At 52.3% G+C, this 15479-nt stretch carries 11 protein-coding genes; 7 read left to right on the forward strand and 4 right to left on the reverse strand.

The features are described from left to right. Positions 1-76: 76 nt before the first annotated feature. The gene (locus tag H2P46_RS06210) at positions 77-1390 is read right to left on the reverse strand and encodes an MFS transporter (protein ID WP_193404297.1); all 1314 of its coding nucleotides are present in this window, start codon (positions 1388-1390) and stop codon (positions 77-79) included. Between the two features lie 130 nt (positions 1391-1520). Next, positions 1521-3551, reverse strand: a complete 2031-nt coding sequence (locus H2P46_RS06215) for a choline transporter (RefSeq protein ID WP_193404298.1) — start codon at positions 3549-3551, stop codon at positions 1521-1523. 246 nt (positions 3552-3797) lie between these two features. Between H2P46_RS06215 and betI the strand changes: the two genes are divergently transcribed. The 6 genes from betI (at position 3798) to H2P46_RS06240 (ending at position 10659) form a co-directional block, all read left to right on the forward strand. Next, positions 3798-4391 carry a transcriptional regulator BetI gene (betI, locus tag H2P46_RS06220; RefSeq protein WP_193404299.1) on the forward strand — a complete coding sequence of 198 codons (594 nt, stop codon included), beginning with the start codon at positions 3798-3800 and terminating at the stop codon, positions 4389-4391. A gap of 14 nt (positions 4392-4405) precedes the next feature. Continuing rightward, the gene (betB, locus tag H2P46_RS06225; protein WP_193404300.1) at positions 4406-5878 is read left to right on the forward strand and encodes a betaine-aldehyde dehydrogenase; all 1473 of its coding nucleotides are present in this window, start codon (positions 4406-4408) and stop codon (positions 5876-5878) included. Between the two features lie 23 nt (positions 5879-5901). Then, positions 5902-7593 carry a choline dehydrogenase gene (gene betA, locus H2P46_RS06230; protein ID WP_193404301.1) on the forward strand — a complete coding sequence of 564 codons (1692 nt, stop codon included), beginning with the start codon at positions 5902-5904 and terminating at the stop codon, positions 7591-7593. 253 nt (positions 7594-7846) lie between these two features. After that, entirely contained in the window at positions 7847-7969 is a 123-nt protein-coding gene (locus H2P46_RS23250) for a hypothetical protein (protein WP_275092420.1), read from the forward strand. A gap of 5 nt (positions 7970-7974) precedes the next feature. Further along, positions 7975-10170 carry a membrane-bound PQQ-dependent dehydrogenase, glucose/quinate/shikimate family gene (locus H2P46_RS06235; protein WP_338103632.1) on the forward strand — a complete coding sequence of 732 codons (2196 nt, stop codon included), beginning with the start codon at positions 7975-7977 and terminating at the stop codon, positions 10168-10170. A gap of 162 nt (positions 10171-10332) precedes the next feature. Then, positions 10333-10659 carry a four-helix bundle copper-binding protein gene (locus H2P46_RS06240; RefSeq protein ID WP_193404302.1) on the forward strand — a complete coding sequence of 109 codons (327 nt, stop codon included), beginning with the start codon at positions 10333-10335 and terminating at the stop codon, positions 10657-10659. A 78-nt stretch (positions 10660-10737) separates the two neighbouring features. On the opposite strand, the gene iraP is transcribed toward H2P46_RS06240, so the two are convergent. Together iraP and H2P46_RS06250 are read right to left on the reverse strand one after the other, a co-directional pair. Continuing rightward, on the reverse strand, positions 10738-11067 hold the full coding sequence (iraP, locus tag H2P46_RS06245; RefSeq protein ID WP_193404303.1) for an anti-adapter protein IraP: 330 nt from the start codon (positions 11065-11067) through the stop codon (positions 10738-10740). A 209-nt stretch (positions 11068-11276) separates the two neighbouring features. After that, positions 11277-12863, reverse strand: a complete 1587-nt coding sequence (locus H2P46_RS06250) for a PTS transporter subunit EIIC (protein WP_193404304.1) — start codon at positions 12861-12863, stop codon at positions 11277-11279. A 246-nt stretch (positions 12864-13109) separates the two neighbouring features. Here H2P46_RS06250 and H2P46_RS06255 point away from each other — a divergent pair, with 246 nt between their 5' ends. Continuing rightward, positions 13110-15413 carry an FdhF/YdeP family oxidoreductase gene (locus H2P46_RS06255; protein ID WP_193404305.1) on the forward strand — a complete coding sequence of 768 codons (2304 nt, stop codon included), beginning with the start codon at positions 13110-13112 and terminating at the stop codon, positions 15411-15413. The last annotated feature ends 66 nt before the right edge of the window (positions 15414-15479 follow it).

Genomic DNA, 15479 nt, shown 5'->3' on the forward strand with positions numbered 1-15479 from the left:
CGGCGAGTCCCGCCGCTTTTATATTTTATGCCGCGTTAATGTCATGGTCAGCGCTGCGGATGTCAATGTAAACTCATCATTCAGGTCGGCGTTCCTCTTCTGGTTCCTGCTCTTGCTTTTCTTCATCCTTGTTACTGACCATTGTTGCCTGGATCACTTCTTCTTCAAGCGTTGGATTCAGGGCCGCACCTAAAGGTGACGTCGCCAGGCTGTCGGGCAAAACAACGTGAGGCAAAGGCACTTCAGTGGTAGGCATGGGAACCTGTTTTACGGTGTAACTAAGCAGAGCAATCAGGAGCGCGCACAGTATAAAACACAGGTACAGCATATTGCTGCCAAGTGGCTGCATCAAGGCGCCAACCGCCAGCGGCCCGATACTGGCTCCGATACCAAACGCCATCAGCAAACAAGCGGTGAGGGAAACGCGGCGTTCTGCTGCTACCTGATCATTTGCCAGCGCCACCTGCAACGGATAAAGCGAGAACTGCATCATACTGACGAAAAACGCGGTGCCCAGCAGCCAGCCAAATGTCAAATGCGGCAATAACACCAGCGGCAGCGCCGTCATGGCAAACAGCGCGGAAATAAAGAACAGCAGGCGCTGGCGATCGTAGCGGTCAGAAAGCCAGCTCAGCGGAAACTGCGAAACCAATCCGGCAAAGATAGTCAGGCTCATAAACAACCCGGTCTGGCCGGTGGAAAAGCCTTTACTGCTCGCGTATACCGGCGCTAATCCGTAAAACGCGCCGACGGCCATGCCGGTGATCAGGATGGTGCTTAAGAGCTTAGGGATAGTGCGAATAAAATAGCCCAGCTCCATCGGTGCGGGCGACATCGCCTGTACGTTTGTGCGTGTGGTAAGGGCAATCGGCACCAGACACAGGGCAAAACACAGCGCTACGATCAGCAGAGAACTCACGCCAAAACCGCTTTGTAGCGTCAACAGCACCTGACCACCGCTCAAACCTAAATAAGTCGCCACCATATAGAAGCCGAAAATCACGCCGCGCTGGGATGACTCCGCCTGATCGTTCAGCCAGCTTTCCAGCACCATATACTGGCACATCATGCACAATCCGATGATTAAGCGCAGAAATACCCAAAGTGGAATGATGTCTGTTAAGCCATGACCGATAACGGAGGCGGTGATAATACCGGCGCAGGAAACATAAGCACGAATATGCCCAACGCGGGCGATTAAATTATGGCCAACTTTACCGCCAATCACTAAGCCAACATAGTTCGCGGCAGTAATGGTGCCGATTAACGCGCCATTGACCTGTTCATGTGCCAGGCGAAGGGAGACGTAAGTAGTCAAAAGGCCGGAACCCAGCAGCATCAGCAAGGTGGTGGCGTAGAGGGGCAGAAAGGTGCTAAAGATTTTTTTCATACGACTCCCTGTCAATAGCAGAAAGGCATCAGGTCTAAATCCTTAAAGATAGACAATTTTTTCCCGTTTCGGAGAATCGGCTAGCTGAAAGCAAAGACCGGAACAGTCTCGCCGGCCTTGGTGTTACTAATCAGAAGTTAGGAAAAGTGATACTATTTCCCGGCGCTTCGCGGTGCAGATGGATAAAGTTCAGGTGGCGTTCGTATTGATCGAGAATATCAATAATCACCTGCTCTTTACTGTAATCCATCAAATCGTTGCCCTGGCTGCCTTCCAGTAAGAAGGTCTCCAGTCGATAGTACGTTGATTTACCGCTACGCGCGCGATAGGTAAAGCCTGGAACGGAGTACTGTTGCGGCCAGACCTGATAAACGAAGTCCTGCTCTTCACCCAGATTAACGCGCAGATCAAGATAACCAATTGCGCTGCCCTCTTCGGCTGGCATGTTATCCAGCGCCACTTTACCGCCTCGCAACGCTAATTCTTTCGCCACGTCCTGCATTGCCGGGAATACCACCGTTTCCATCATCTGCTGGGTATAACGGGTGCCGGGATAGTTCATCAGGCGCGACAGGCGTTTTTTCCAGCTCAGACGATCATTAGCGGCGATCAGATACGATGCGGTTTCACGCGTTGCGCTGGCGCGCCGGTAATCTTCAATTTTCATTGACTTATACAGCCCCGCCATCACAAAGAAAATCACAAAGCTGAATGGCAGACCCATGATGACCGTGGTGTATTGGAGCGCGGAGATGCCGTTGGTCATCAACATGCTCAGGGTTAATACGCCGATGGCGACTGACCAGAAGATACGCAACCAGTTTGGTGCATCGCTGTTGATGTCTTTGAGCTTCGAGGTGAAGTTAGCCAGCACCAGCGAGCCGGAATCGGCTGAGGTGACATAAAACAGCAGCCCGGTAATGGTTGCCACCGATGCGCTCAATTTAAAGGCGGGGTACTGCGCCAGCAGGCTGTAGAAGCCACGCTCCGCATGACCCATCACTTCCTGAGCAAAACCGGCATTGCCGTGGATGATTGCATATAACGCAGCATTACCAAATACCGACAGCCACAGCAGCGTAAAGGTGAACGGGATAATCAGCGTGCCGACAACGAACTCGCGAATGGTACGTCCACGTGAAATACGTGCCAGAAACAAGCCGACAAACGGCGACCAGGCAACCCACCACGCCCAGAAGAAGAGCGTCCAGCTGTTCATCCATTCGGTTGGGCGATCAAAGGCAAAGGTGTTCAACGTCATGCCCATAAAGCGATGAATATAATCGCCCACGTTCAGCACCAGCGCATCAAGCAGGAACTCAGTCTTGCCCATAAACAGGACAAACAGAATCAGGCCAAGCGCCAGCGCGACGTTAAGTTCTGAAAGGATACGAATGCCTTTATCGACGCCAGAGGTGACTGAAATCGTCGCAATCACAACCGACAAGATAATCAGCGCCGTTTGTGCTGTCAGGCCCTCTGGAACGTCAAACAGCACTTTCAGACCGTAATTTAACTGCACCACGCCAATGCCCAGGGTGGTGGCGATACCAAAGATAGTGCCGACCACCGCAGCAATATCTACCGAGTGTCCAATTGGGCCGTTAATGCGTTTGCCGAAAATCGGGTACAGCGCAGAGCGATTGGTCAAAGGCAGGTTGTAACGGTAGCTGAAATAGCCCAGCGCGATGCCCATCAGCGCATACATCGACCAGCCCGTTAAGCCGTAGTGGAACAGCGTCCAGACCATTGCCTGACGGGCCGCTTGCAGGGTTTGCCCGGCCCCTTCTGGTGGCTGCATATATTGTGCAACCGGCTCAGCGACCGAGAAGAACATCAGATCGATACCGATACCGGCCGCAAATAACATTGCCGACCAACTCAGCATACTAAATTCGGGTTTCGACTGTTCCGGGCCAAGCTTGATTGCACCAAAACGCGAGCAGGCCATATAAAGAACAAACACGATATATACGGTAGCGGCCAGCATGTAATACCAGCCAAATTTAGCGGAGACCCAGTTTACCGCGTCCAGGATCCAGCCTGCGGCTAAATCGCTATACAGGATTGTAACCAGTGAAAATGTCAGAATCAGTCCGGCTGATGTGTAAAACACAACGGGATTGATTCTGTCTTTTTCACTGGCAGGTGGATTAATCATCGTTTACCTCTGGTTAATTTACTGCAAAAAATCAATAAGTCGCTTTTTACGATCAGCAAATTTCTGATCGGCTTCCTTCCCATGTCTGTCCAGATTATTGAATCGCGATTGAAAGCGTGTTGCCTGCCCCACCGCTGTGTTTATGTAACAACTAACTCACTGCATCCTAACAAAATTCTTTTTATATTGAACGTGCAATCAAAAAAAGTTTTAATAGTGGTTCGAATTGAAGGTGGAGCTGGAACTATGCCGAAGGTGGGAATGCAGCCGATAAGACGTCGGCAGCTGATTGATGCGACGCTGAGCACCATTAATGAAGTCGGCATTAATGATGCAACGATCGCCCAGATTGCACGCCGTGCAGGCGTATCGACAGGGATCATCAGCCACTATTTCAATGATAAAAATGGCTTGTTAGAAGCGACGATGCGTGATGTCACGCGCCAGTTGCGCGATGCGGTTGCCGCCAGGCTCAGGCCTCTGACCCACAGCTCCACCGAAGCACGCCTGTGCGCTATCGTCGAAGGCAATTTCGATGAAACGCAGGTGCATAACGCGGCCATGAAGGCCTGGCTGGATTTCTGGTCCCGCAGCATGCACCAACCTCAGCTCAATCGCCTCGAACGCGTCAGCAGCCGTCGTTTATTTTCTACGCTGGCAGCGGAGTTTCGCCGCGAGATGCCGCGCGAAAAGGCGCGCCTGGCAGCTTATGGATTAGCCGCATTGATCGACGGCTTATGGCTGCGTATCGCATTAAGCGGTAAGCCTTTTAATCCTGATGACGCCAGCGCGTTAACAACACAATTTATCCGTCAGCAGCTGGCTGGCGAGCACGAATAAAGGAAGGAGAAGAGATGTTTCCATTCGCCGAGCAAAAATTGTATATCGATGGCGCCTGTGTTGCCGCGGCTGAAGGCGAGACCTTCCAGACTATTAACCCGGCCAACGGCGAAGTGCTGGCTGAAGTACATCAGGCCGGACCGGCTGACGTAGATCGCGCAGTTGTTGCTGCCCAAAAAGGACAGAAAGTCTGGGCGGCGATGACGCCAATGGCACGTTCACGCATCCTGCGTCGTGCCGTTGATATTCTGCGTGAGCGAAATGATGAACTGGCCGAACTGGAAATGCTTGATACCGGCAAGCCCTACAGCGAAACCGCGAGCGTTGATATTGTGACCGGCGCCGACGTGCTGGAGTATTATGCGGGCCTGGTCCCTTCTCTGGAAGGCCAGCAGATTCCGCTGCGCGCGACCTCTTTCGTTTATACCCGCCGTGAACCGTTAGGTGTGGTAGCGGGCATTGGCGCATGGAATTATCCCATCCAGATCGCTTTATGGAAATCGGCACCGGCTCTGGCAGCAGGCAATGCCATGATTTTCAAACCCAGCGAAGTCACGCCTTTGACCGCATTAAAACTGGCAGAGATCTATACCGAAGCGGGCCTGCCCGATGGTGTATTCAACGTGCTGCCTGGCACCGGTCCGGTAACCGGTCAGCTACTGACCGAACATCCAGGAATCGACAAAGTGTCGTTTACCGGCGGCGTTGCCAGCGGTAAAAAAGTGATGGCGAACGCGGCAGGCTCCACGCTGAAAGAGGTCACCATGGAGCTGGGCGGTAAGTCTCCCCTGATCATATTTGATGATGCCGATCTCGATTTGGCGGCCGACATCGCCATGATGGCCAATTTTTACAGTTCTGGTCAGGTATGCACCAACGGCACCCGCGTGTTTATCCCTACTCCGCTGAAAGCCGCTTTCGAAGCGAAAATTGCTGAACGGGTGGCACGGATTCGCCCTGGCGATCTGCGTCAGCCGGAAACTAACTTTGGCCCGCTGGTCAGTTTTGCCCATCGCGATAATGTAATGCGCTATATCGAATCCGGTATTGCTGAAGGCGCACGCGTGCTGTGCGGCGGTAAGCGTTTAACCGGTCCGGGTTTTGATAATGGTGCCTGGGTTGCCCCAACCGTGTTCACTGATTGTCATGACCAGATGAAAATTGTGCGTGAAGAGATCTTTGGTCCGGTGATGTCCATTCTGACTTATAACGATGAAGAAGAGGTGATCCGCCGCGCCAATGCCACCGAGTTTGGTCTGGCTGCGGGTGTTGTCACGCAAGACCTGAACCGCGCGCATCGGGTTATTCATCAAATTGAAGCGGGTATCTGCTGGATCAATACCTGGGGTGAATCGGCTGCCGAGATGCCGGTCGGCGGCTACAAGCATTCCGGCGTTGGTCGTGAAAATGGCCTGATAACGCTGCAAAACTATACCCAGCTAAAATCGGTGCAAGTCGAACTCACGCGTTTTCAGTCTGTATTTTAATTTTTTAACCTGAGGAACGACGAATGGAATTTGATTACATCATTATCGGAGCCGGATCCGCAGGGAATGTTTTAGCAACACGCCTGACCGAAGACAGCGACGTCAACGTTCTCCTGTTAGAAGCGGGCGGACCTGATTATCGTTTCGATTTTCGCACTCAGATGCCTGCGGCGTTAGCGTACCCGCTCCAGGGAAAACGCTATAACTGGGCATACGAAACCGATCCTGAACCCCATATGAACAATCGCCGTATGGAGTGTGGACGCGGTAAAGGCCTGGGCGGCTCATCGCTGATTAACGGCATGTGCTATATCCGCGCAAATGCGCTGGATCTTGATAACTGGGCCGCTGAGCCTGGTCTGGAATCGTGGAGCTATCTGGATTGCCTGCCCTACTATCGTAAAGCGGAAACACGCGACATCGGACCGAATGATTATCATGGCGGCGAGGGGCCTGTTTGCGTCGCGACGCCGAAAGCCGGGAATAATGTATTGTTCGAGGCGATGATCGAAGCGGGTGTCCAGGCAGGTTATCCGCGCACCGATGACCTGAACGGTTATCAACAGGAAGGCTTTGGTCCAATGGACCGTACTGTGACGCCCCAGGGCCGTCGTTCCAGCACCGCGCGCGGGTATCTCGATCAGGCCAAAGGCCGTACTAACCTGAAGATTATTACCCACGCCACCACCGACCGTATTCTGTTCGAAGGCAAACGTGCCACAGGCGTAGAGTATCTGGTTGGCGACAGCCATACCGCGCAACAAGCCTATGCGCGCCGTGAAATACTGTTATGTGCGGGTGCCATCGCTTCGCCGCAAATTTTACAGCGTTCAGGTGTTGGCCCGGCTAATTTGCTGAAGCAGTTTGCTATTCCGCTGGTGCATGCTCTTCCTGGCGTCGGCGAGAATCTGCAGGACCATCTGGAGATGTACTTGCAGTACGAATGTAAAGAACCGGTTTCGCTCTATCCGGCATTAAAATGGTGGAACCAGCCGAAAATCGGTGCTGAATGGATGTTTAACGGCAGTGGTGTCGGCGCGAGCAATCAGTTCGAAGCGGGTGGGTTTATTCGTAGTCGTGAAGAGTTCGCCTGGCCGAATATCCAGTACCACTTCCTGCCGGTTGCCATTAATTACAATGGTTCGAACGCGGTCGATGCGCACGGTTTTCAGTGCCATGTGGGCTCGATGCGTTCGCCAAGTCGCGGCCATGTGCGTTTAAAATCGCGCGATCCGCGACAGCATCCGTCGATTTTGTTCAACTATATGGCGTCTGAACAGGACTGGCATGAATTCCGCGATGCGATTCGCATCACCCGTGAAATTATTCAGCAGCCTGCGCTGGATAACTATCGAGGCCGCGAAATCAGTCCGGGTCTGGATTGCCAGACCGATGAACAACTGGATGAGTTTGTGCGTAACCATGGCGAAACGGCTTACCATCCATGCGGCACGTGCAAAATGGGCAGCGACAGTATGGCCGTAGTGGACGGTGAGGGGCGCGTTCATGGACTGGAAGCGCTGCGTGTGGTCGATGCGTCAATTATGCCGCTCATCATTACCGGTAACCTGAACGCCACCACCATTATGATAGGCGAAAAGATTGCTGACCGCATTCGCGGTCGCCAGCCGCTGCCGCGCAGCACGGCGAAATACTTTGTTGCCGGTGAGACCCCCGTGCGCAAAGCGCCTCAGCGCGAAACATCAGAAGCGTAACGTTACCTGAATTAAATAAGCGCCAACAGCAAGACTGCTGGCGTTTTTTCATCCTGCTCTGCTTTATTCGACCGTCCCTGTAGCTGGCCTGCTCTGAGCGTCCTTAGAAATTTTCAGAGACAATAAATTACTCACCTCTTTTATCTGAAAAACAAGGGTATTTTGCCAAAAAAGCCGGGGGTTTCCGGTTTTCGGCTGCAAATTGTCAGTTTTTTATACGCTTGTTTGACAATCATTTACAGAGGGACGCACAGTGATATCAACATGGGTTCGTTTATGGCCAACGCTTAGCGGTATTCTGGTTAGCCTGTCTGGACTGGCTTATCTGATACTCGGCGGCTGGCTGGCATTTGGCTTTATCTGCTCACCTTCCTGATCGTGGTGATTTGGTCATTAGCCGAAGTGGGACTAGATGGCTGGCAGCTGCTGCCTCGTCTGCTTGCACTGGCAATCCTTGGCATCTGGTTGTGTATGCCCTGGGTGGTGCGTCCTGTTGTCGCCGTGCCTGCGCAACGCCGTGCAACTCTGGGTGCCGGGTTTATTTATCTCCTCGCTATCGTTGGCATTCTGTATAGCGGCTGGCAGGTCACTGACGCGCGCTTCGTTCATCATCAGCCCTTCCCCGCTACGCAAACCGGGCAAAACAGCGCCACACCCGATAATGATAATGACTGGAAGCATTATGGCCGCACGGCCGCCGGACAACGATTCTCACCGCTAACGCAAATCACGCCGCAAAACGTCAGTAAGCTGAAACCCGCGTGGCGTTATGACACGGGTGATGTTATGCGTAAAGGTGAAGACAAAGCCGGACGCGAATTCAGTTTTGAAGTCACTCCGATCAAAGTCGGCAATAGCCTGTATATCTGTACGCCCCACCGTGCCGTGATTGCATTGGATGCGACCAGCGGAAAACAGCGCTGGAAGTTTGAACCGAAAGCAAACACCTCGGCCAATGAATACCTTGCCTGTCGTGGCGTAGCGTGGAGTCAGGTTGAAAGTGACGCTACCTGCCCGGAAAAAATTATCACTACCACGGCGGATGCGCGCATGGTGGCGCTGAATGCCCGTACCGGTAAACCTTGTGAGTCCTTTGGCGATCATGGTTATGTCAGCCTGACCGACCATATGGGCGACGTGCCACCTGGTTTCCACTACATCACTTCGCAGCCTATGTTGATGGATGGACGCATTGTGTTAGGAGGCTGGATTTACGATAACCAAACCACCGGGGAACCGTCGGGCGTGATCCGTGCTTATGATGAAAAAACCGGTAAACTGAGCTGGGAATGGGATATGGGTAGAAATCCAGCCAATGCGCCATTAAAGCCGGGTGAAACCTATACGCGCGGAACCCCAAATGGCTGGGGAACTTACACTGCCGATGCGAAGCTGGGTTTGATCTATATCCCGCTAGGCAATGCAACGCCAGACTATTACGGTGCCGGCAGACGTCCTTTCGACGAGAAATATTCCAGCGCGATTGTGGCGCTCGATATTCACAGCGGTGAAGAAAAGTGGCATTTCCAGACGGTGCATCAAGGGGTCTGGGACTTTGACTTGCCGATCGGCCCAACCTTAGTAGATTTGCCCTCATCGAATGGCAGCACTATTCCTGCGCTGGTGCAAACGACTAAAATGGGACAGATTTTTATGCTGGATCGCCGTACCGGTAAGCCGCTGGCGCAGGTAAATGAAAAACCGGTGCCGTCATCGCCTTCGCTACCCGGTGAGCGTCTTTCGCCCACCCAACCGGATTCCGTTGGAATGCCGGATCTTGGCCCTCCGGTGTTAAAAGCCAGCGAGACCTGGGGCGCGACGCCTTTTGATCAGCTGTTGTGCCGCATTCAGTTCCATCGTTATCGCTATCAAGGCAATTTCACGCCGCCAGCAGCCGGAACGTCCATTGCTTACCCCGCCTTTGATGGCGTGATGGACTGGTATGGTGCGTCAGTCGATCCACGCCATAACGTGATGATCGCCAATACCAGCTATATTCCTTTCACCATGCAAGTGATGAAAAGCGATGAAGCCATCAAGCAAGGGCTGATGCAGAAATGGGCTGGCTGGGCCAGCGGGCAACCCTATCCAAAACCAAAAGAGTTTGCGGTAGGTCCGCAATATGGCACCCCTTGGGCAGCGGTAGTCAAACCGTGGCTTGGCGTATTAGGCGCGCCGTGTAGCATGCCGCCATGGGGCAAAATTTACGCTATCGATCTGACCAGTCGCAAAGTGATTTGGGAGCGTCCGGCTGGCACCACGCGCGACATGAATATTTTTGGTACCCATACCAACGCACCGCTGCCTACCGGTATCTTTATGATGGGTGGCAACGTCATTACGCAAGGCGGGCTGATTTTCAGGGGCGCAACCGCCGATGATTACCTGCGCGCGTATGACGAAACCAGCGGACGAGAACTGTGGCGCACCCGTTTACCGGCTGGCGGACAGGCTACGCCAATGACTTACATGGGGGAAGATGGGCGGCAATATGTCGTTATCGCCGCCGGTGGTCACGGCGGGCTGGGTACCCGCTCGGGTGATTCTCTGATGGCCTATGCGCTTCCTGCACATTAATTCATTCTTTCAGGGCTGCGGTGCTTGCAGCCCTTTTTATTAATAGCCTGAGCCTGGTTATTACTCATAATTCATATGCAGTAAAAGTTTTTAATGCATTAATTATTTGCATAAAGCAACTGTCGCTTCCAGGCTTAAACAGTATCTAAATAAGGAGGCGTTATGCCTGAACAATATCGCAATTGTATTGAAGCCTGCTATTTGTGTGCCGCTGCCTGTGATAACTGTGCAGCCTCTTGTCTGAAAGAAGAAGATCTGGAAATGATGCGCGACTGTATCCGTCTGGATATGCAGTGCGCCAATATATGTCGCCTGAGCGCGCAATTTATGGCGCTGGATAGTCAGTCAGCGAAAGACTTATGCGCGATTTGTGCCGATATATGTCGGCAATGTGGTGAAGAGTGTGGGAAACATCAGCATGATCATTGCCAGAAATGTTCTAAAGCCTGTCTGCATTGTGCAGAAGCTTGTCAAAAAATGGCCGCATAAAGTGAAAAACAACCGCCTGTCAGGCGGTTGTTTTTCCTGCGTTAAGGAAAGGTACAATCCTAAACGAAGGGGCGACTATCAAGTGGTTTTTGTTTCAAATGGACCTGCATCACCTGTATTCAAAACGTCATTCTCGCGGGCAATAAGTTGAGAAACTTTAACCATATCCTCGAACTCTTGCAGCAGTAATTCTGTTTCAGCCTGGCAAGGATCGTTTAGATCAACTCGCACGGAGTTGATTGCTTTATTCACACTGCCAATGAGTTCATTAATTCCACCGCTTTGACCGATGGTAAAAAGCAACGCACTCATCATTAACGATTGCGCTTCTACCCGAGCGGCTAGCTGTTTTGCCTGAGCGTCCATCTTTGAAATCTTAGCGAGCATACTCAGTATGACATTATTCATCTGACCTCCTGGCATTTATTCAGAAAAACAATGGGCGCTTAGCGCTGAATATACTCAGCATACCTGAAAAGGCGATTAATATGCTACATGAACAGCTCACCCTCCGACTTATCTGAATATTACCGGGCGCTTAATTTTCCAGCCGTTATTAAACAGGGCATTTTAATCATCACAATAAATAAAGGATGTTCGATGTTTACCTTTTCGCTTTACGCTACGCCTAACGCTGTTTTGACTTCATTGGCAATTTTTTCTACCTGCGGGCCATAAATTACCTGCACATCATTATCACTGACGCGATTAACGCCATTAGCGCCTGTGCTCATTAAGGTTTGATCGACTACTTCTTTCATGTCTTTGACGCGCACGCGTAAGCGGGTAAAGCAGCAGTCAACATCCTCAATATTAGCCTGCCCGCCTAACCCGCTGATGATTACCTGCGTCCGTTCATCGGCGGCAACCGCCTGTGGCTTTTCATCCCCGGATTCGCGTCCCGGCGTTTCGACGTTCATGCGGGTAATAACAAAACGGAAAGCGTAATAATAGAGCGGCGCATACAGGCCCCCGAGCACCAGTGTCCACCACCAGTGGGTTTTGCTGCCGCCGAGAATACCAAACACGATCAAGTCGATTGCGCCACCCTGCACGTTGCCGATCATCAGATGCAGCATCGACATCAACATAAACGACAGGCCCGTCAGAAAAGCATGTAATAAATAGAGTACCGGTGAGACGAAGATGAAGCAGAACTCCAGCGGTTCGGTGATGCCTGTGGTAAACGAAGTTAATGCGCCTGCCATCACCAGCGCTTTGACGCGCTGTTTATGTTCCGGTCGCGCGGTGTGATAAATCGCCAGCGCTGCCGCCGGTAAACCAAACATCATCACAGGAATCTTGCCTTGTGCCAGAAATTGTGTGGCAGCGCGCAGGGTGTTATCCGGGATCATGCCTGGATTGGTTAATGAGGTATTAAAGATATTGAGCGCGCCGACAATACTTTGTCCATCGACCGTTGCCATGCCGCCAATCGGGGTGAAACGCACCGTTTCATTCAGAATATGGTGCAAACCGGTGGGAATTAAGATGCGCTCGAAGGCGCCGAGTAAGAACGCGCCGTATTGACCGCTTTTGCCAATCATCTGCCCGATCCAGGCAATACCTTCCCCAATTGTTGGCCAGATTAGCGCCAGTAATACTCCAATCAACGGCAGACAGACAACGGTCACAATCGGCACGAAGCGACGGCCGCCAAAGAAGCTGATCGCCGTCGGTAATTGTTGGGTATAAAAACGATTGTGCAGCGCGACGGTGAAAAGACCCGCAATCACCCCGCCGAGAACGCTCATGTTGTACGTAAAAACGCCAAGCATCTCGATATACTCAGCCGACGTCATCATTGCCGTGGTTTGATCCATGCCTGCCTGCTGTAGCGCGTCCGGCGTAGTGGTAGCAGCGGTTAGGCCTTTTGCCGCCAGAGTGGCATTGATACCCACGTTCATGGCCAGATAACCAATCACCGCAGCAAAAGCGGCGGTGGGTTTTTCTGCCTTAGCTAACCCGATGGCGCTGGCAACTGCAAAAAATACCGGCAAATTGGCAAACAGCGCGCCAGCCACTTTGCGAATAAAGCCAATGATTAACTGTGGCACCTGCATCTGTGCAAACGCATCGCCGGTGATCGCCGGGTTCTGCATCGCCGCGGCCAGGCCGAGAAATATCCCCGCAGCGGCAATGACAGAGATTGGCATCATCAACGCTTTGCCAAAAGCATGAATCTGGCTGGTGAGCTGTTTCATGGTGTCGCGCCCTTTTCTGTGGTGAAAAAACAGTATTAGCGCGATGTTGAAAGTTCACCCGTCATCGCCGGGTTAATCACCCGTAAAATTTGACCACTATCACATTTGAATCCCATGCACGATAAACAGCAACTATCACACCATTAAGTCAATCAATTAGACAACTTTTCCTGCGAGCTGCACACTTCCCTTTACTATTAAGCCATATCCCAATAACAAACTTCCTACAATATATAAGCCTGCACTATGAAATTTAAACGCAAAATCAAACCTTACCGCGCGGCTGCGGGCGGTTGGGGTTCACTGGAAGCCACCACGCGTTTCGTCTTTGACAGCAAAGCTGCACTGAAAAATATGCGTAACCTGCTGCGCATGAACAAAGCACGCGGTTTTGATTGTCCAGGCTGTGCATGGGGTGATGACAATAAAAGTACCTTCAGCTTCTGTGAGAACGGGGCAAAAGCCGTGACCTGGGAAGCGACGCGTCGTGTGGTTGATGGTGAATTTTTCGCTAAGCACAGCGTGACCACGCTGTATGCGCAAAGCGATTATTTTCTTGAATATCAAGGACGTTTAACCCAGCCGCTGCGCTATAACGCCAAAAGCGATCACTACGAACCTGTTAGCTGGGACGACGCCTTTGCGCTGATCGCGCGTCACATCAAAGCGATGGATAATCCTGACCAGATAGAGCTGTATACTTCCGGACGCGCCAGTAATGAAGCCTCCTGGCTGTATCAACTGTTTGGTCGTCTGCTGGGCACCAATAATTTTCCTGACTGTTCAAACATGTGTCACGAAGCCAGCGGCACCGGCCTGAAGCGCAGTATTGGCGTAGGCAAAGGCACTATTCGTCTGGACGATTTTGATCATGCCGACGCGATTTTCGTCTTTGGTCAGAATCCCGGCACTAATCATCCGCGTATGCTGCATAGCTTGCGCCATGCCGCCGATCACGGGGCAAAAATTGTCACGTTTAATACCCTGCGCGAGCGTGGCCTTGAACGTTTTGCCGATCCGCAGAAACCTCTGGAAATTGTCACATCAATGGCGGGCACCATCAGCTCGGCCTATTACCAGCCGAATCTGGGCGGGGATATGGCGGCGATCCGCGGCATGGTGAAAACGCTGCTGGAAACCCATCGCGCCCGACTGGCGGCGGGTGAAAGCGGGCTGTTTGACCAGGCTTTTCTGAATGCAAAAACGCAGGGCGTGGACGCTTATCTTGATGCGGTAGATACCACCGACTGGGCGCATATCGTGGCGCAATCTGGTTTGAGTGAAGCGCAAATCCGCGAAGCTGCCGCTATCTACCAAAGCGCCGACCGAGTAATTTGTACCTGGGCCATGGGCATTACTCAGCACAAACATTCGGTCGATACGGTGCGTGAAATCGTTAACCTGCAGCTGCTGTTTGGTCAACTGGGCAAGAAAGGGGCTGGCCTGTGTCCGGTTCGCGGTCACAGTAATGTACAGGGCAACCGTACTATGGGGATCGATGAGAAACCTGGCAAAGCGTTCCTTGATGCGCTGGGTACGCATTTCGGTTTTGAGCCTCCGCGGGCGCCCGGCCATAACACCGTTGAAGCTTTAAACGCCATGCTACGCAATGAGGTTAACGTGCTGATTGCGCTTGGCGGCAATCTCGCGGCGGCCGCGCCGGACTCACCGCGTACCGAAACGGCATTATCGCGTTGTGGTTTAACCGTGCATATCAGTACCAAACTGAACCGTAGTCATCTGGTGCCGGGTCAGGAAAGTTTAATTCTGCCCACTCTGGGCCGCACTGAGCGTGATGAACAGGCGACAGGAAACCAGTTTATTACCGTCGAGGACTCCTTCAGCATGGTCCACGCCTCAGAAGGTATTGGTATTCCTCTGGCAGAGACGCAGCGCTCAGAAACCGCGATTGTGGCAGGAATTGCCCATGCTGTTTTGGGTGACGATAAAGTCAAATGGCGGGATCTGGCTGCTGACTACAATCTGATCCGCGATCATATTGCTGCCACTCTTCCCGGTTTCGCCAACTTTAATGAGAAATGCGACCAGCCAGGCGGCTTCTATCTCGGCAATGCGGCGGCTGAGCTGCGTTTTAACACGCCTTCGGAAAAAGCGGAGTTTAGCGCTGCTTCGCTGCCAACCTCGTTATTTCCAGACCTGGATACCGAGGTGCCATTTACTCTGCAAACCCTGCGCTCGCATGACCAATATAACACCACTATTTACGGGCTCGACGATCGCTATCGCGGCGTTTACGGTCAACGTGAAGTGGTGTTTATCAATCCGGATGACATGGCAGCGCTAGGGTTTAGTGAGGGGCAGCGGGTTGATATTGAAACGCTGTGGAATGATGGTATAACCCGCTGTGTCAGCGGCTTCAGGCTGGTTCCGTACAATATTCCGCGCGGTAATCTCGCGGCTTATTATCCTGAAACCAACCCGCTGGTTCCGCTGAACAGCTTTGGTGACGACAGCGGTACGCCAACCTCGAAATCAGTACCTGTCAGGCTGGAACCGACCCAGGCTTTGCCCGATCAACGTATTGCCTAAAAACCTTGTTATACTCTTGTTAAAAAGCCGGTCTAACCGGCTTTTTGCCTTGCCGCGCGGCGTCGA

This window comes from Mixta mediterraneensis (assembly GCF_014946725.1).
In the GTDB taxonomy this organism is placed as follows: domain Bacteria; phylum Pseudomonadota; class Gammaproteobacteria; order Enterobacterales; family Enterobacteriaceae; genus Pantoea; species Pantoea mediterraneensis.

Bases quoted from the DNA above. Each gene is read 5' to 3' on its own strand.
- H2P46_RS06210 (WP_193404297.1), bottom strand. From the start codon at position 1,390: ATGAAAAAAATCTTTAGCACCTTTCTGCCCCTCTACGCCACCACCTTG.
- H2P46_RS06215 (WP_193404298.1), bottom strand. From the start codon at position 3,551: ATGATTAATCCACCTGCCAGTGAAAAAGACAGAATCAATCCCGTTGTG.
- betI (WP_193404299.1), top strand. From the start codon at position 3,798: ATGCCGAAGGTGGGAATGCAGCCGATAAGACGTCGGCAGCTGATTGAT.
- betB (WP_193404300.1), top strand. From the start codon at position 4,406: ATGTTTCCATTCGCCGAGCAAAAATTGTATATCGATGGCGCCTGTGTT.
- betA (WP_193404301.1), top strand. From the start codon at position 5,902: ATGGAATTTGATTACATCATTATCGGAGCCGGATCCGCAGGGAATGTT.
- H2P46_RS06240 (WP_193404302.1), top strand. From the start codon at position 10,333: ATGCCTGAACAATATCGCAATTGTATTGAAGCCTGCTATTTGTGTGCC.
- iraP (WP_193404303.1), bottom strand. From the start codon at position 11,067: ATGAATAATGTCATACTGAGTATGCTCGCTAAGATTTCAAAGATGGAC.
- H2P46_RS06250 (WP_193404304.1), bottom strand. From the start codon at position 12,863: ATGAAACAGCTCACCAGCCAGATTCATGCTTTTGGCAAAGCGTTGATG.
- H2P46_RS06255 (WP_193404305.1), top strand. From the start codon at position 13,110: ATGAAATTTAAACGCAAAATCAAACCTTACCGCGCGGCTGCGGGCGGT.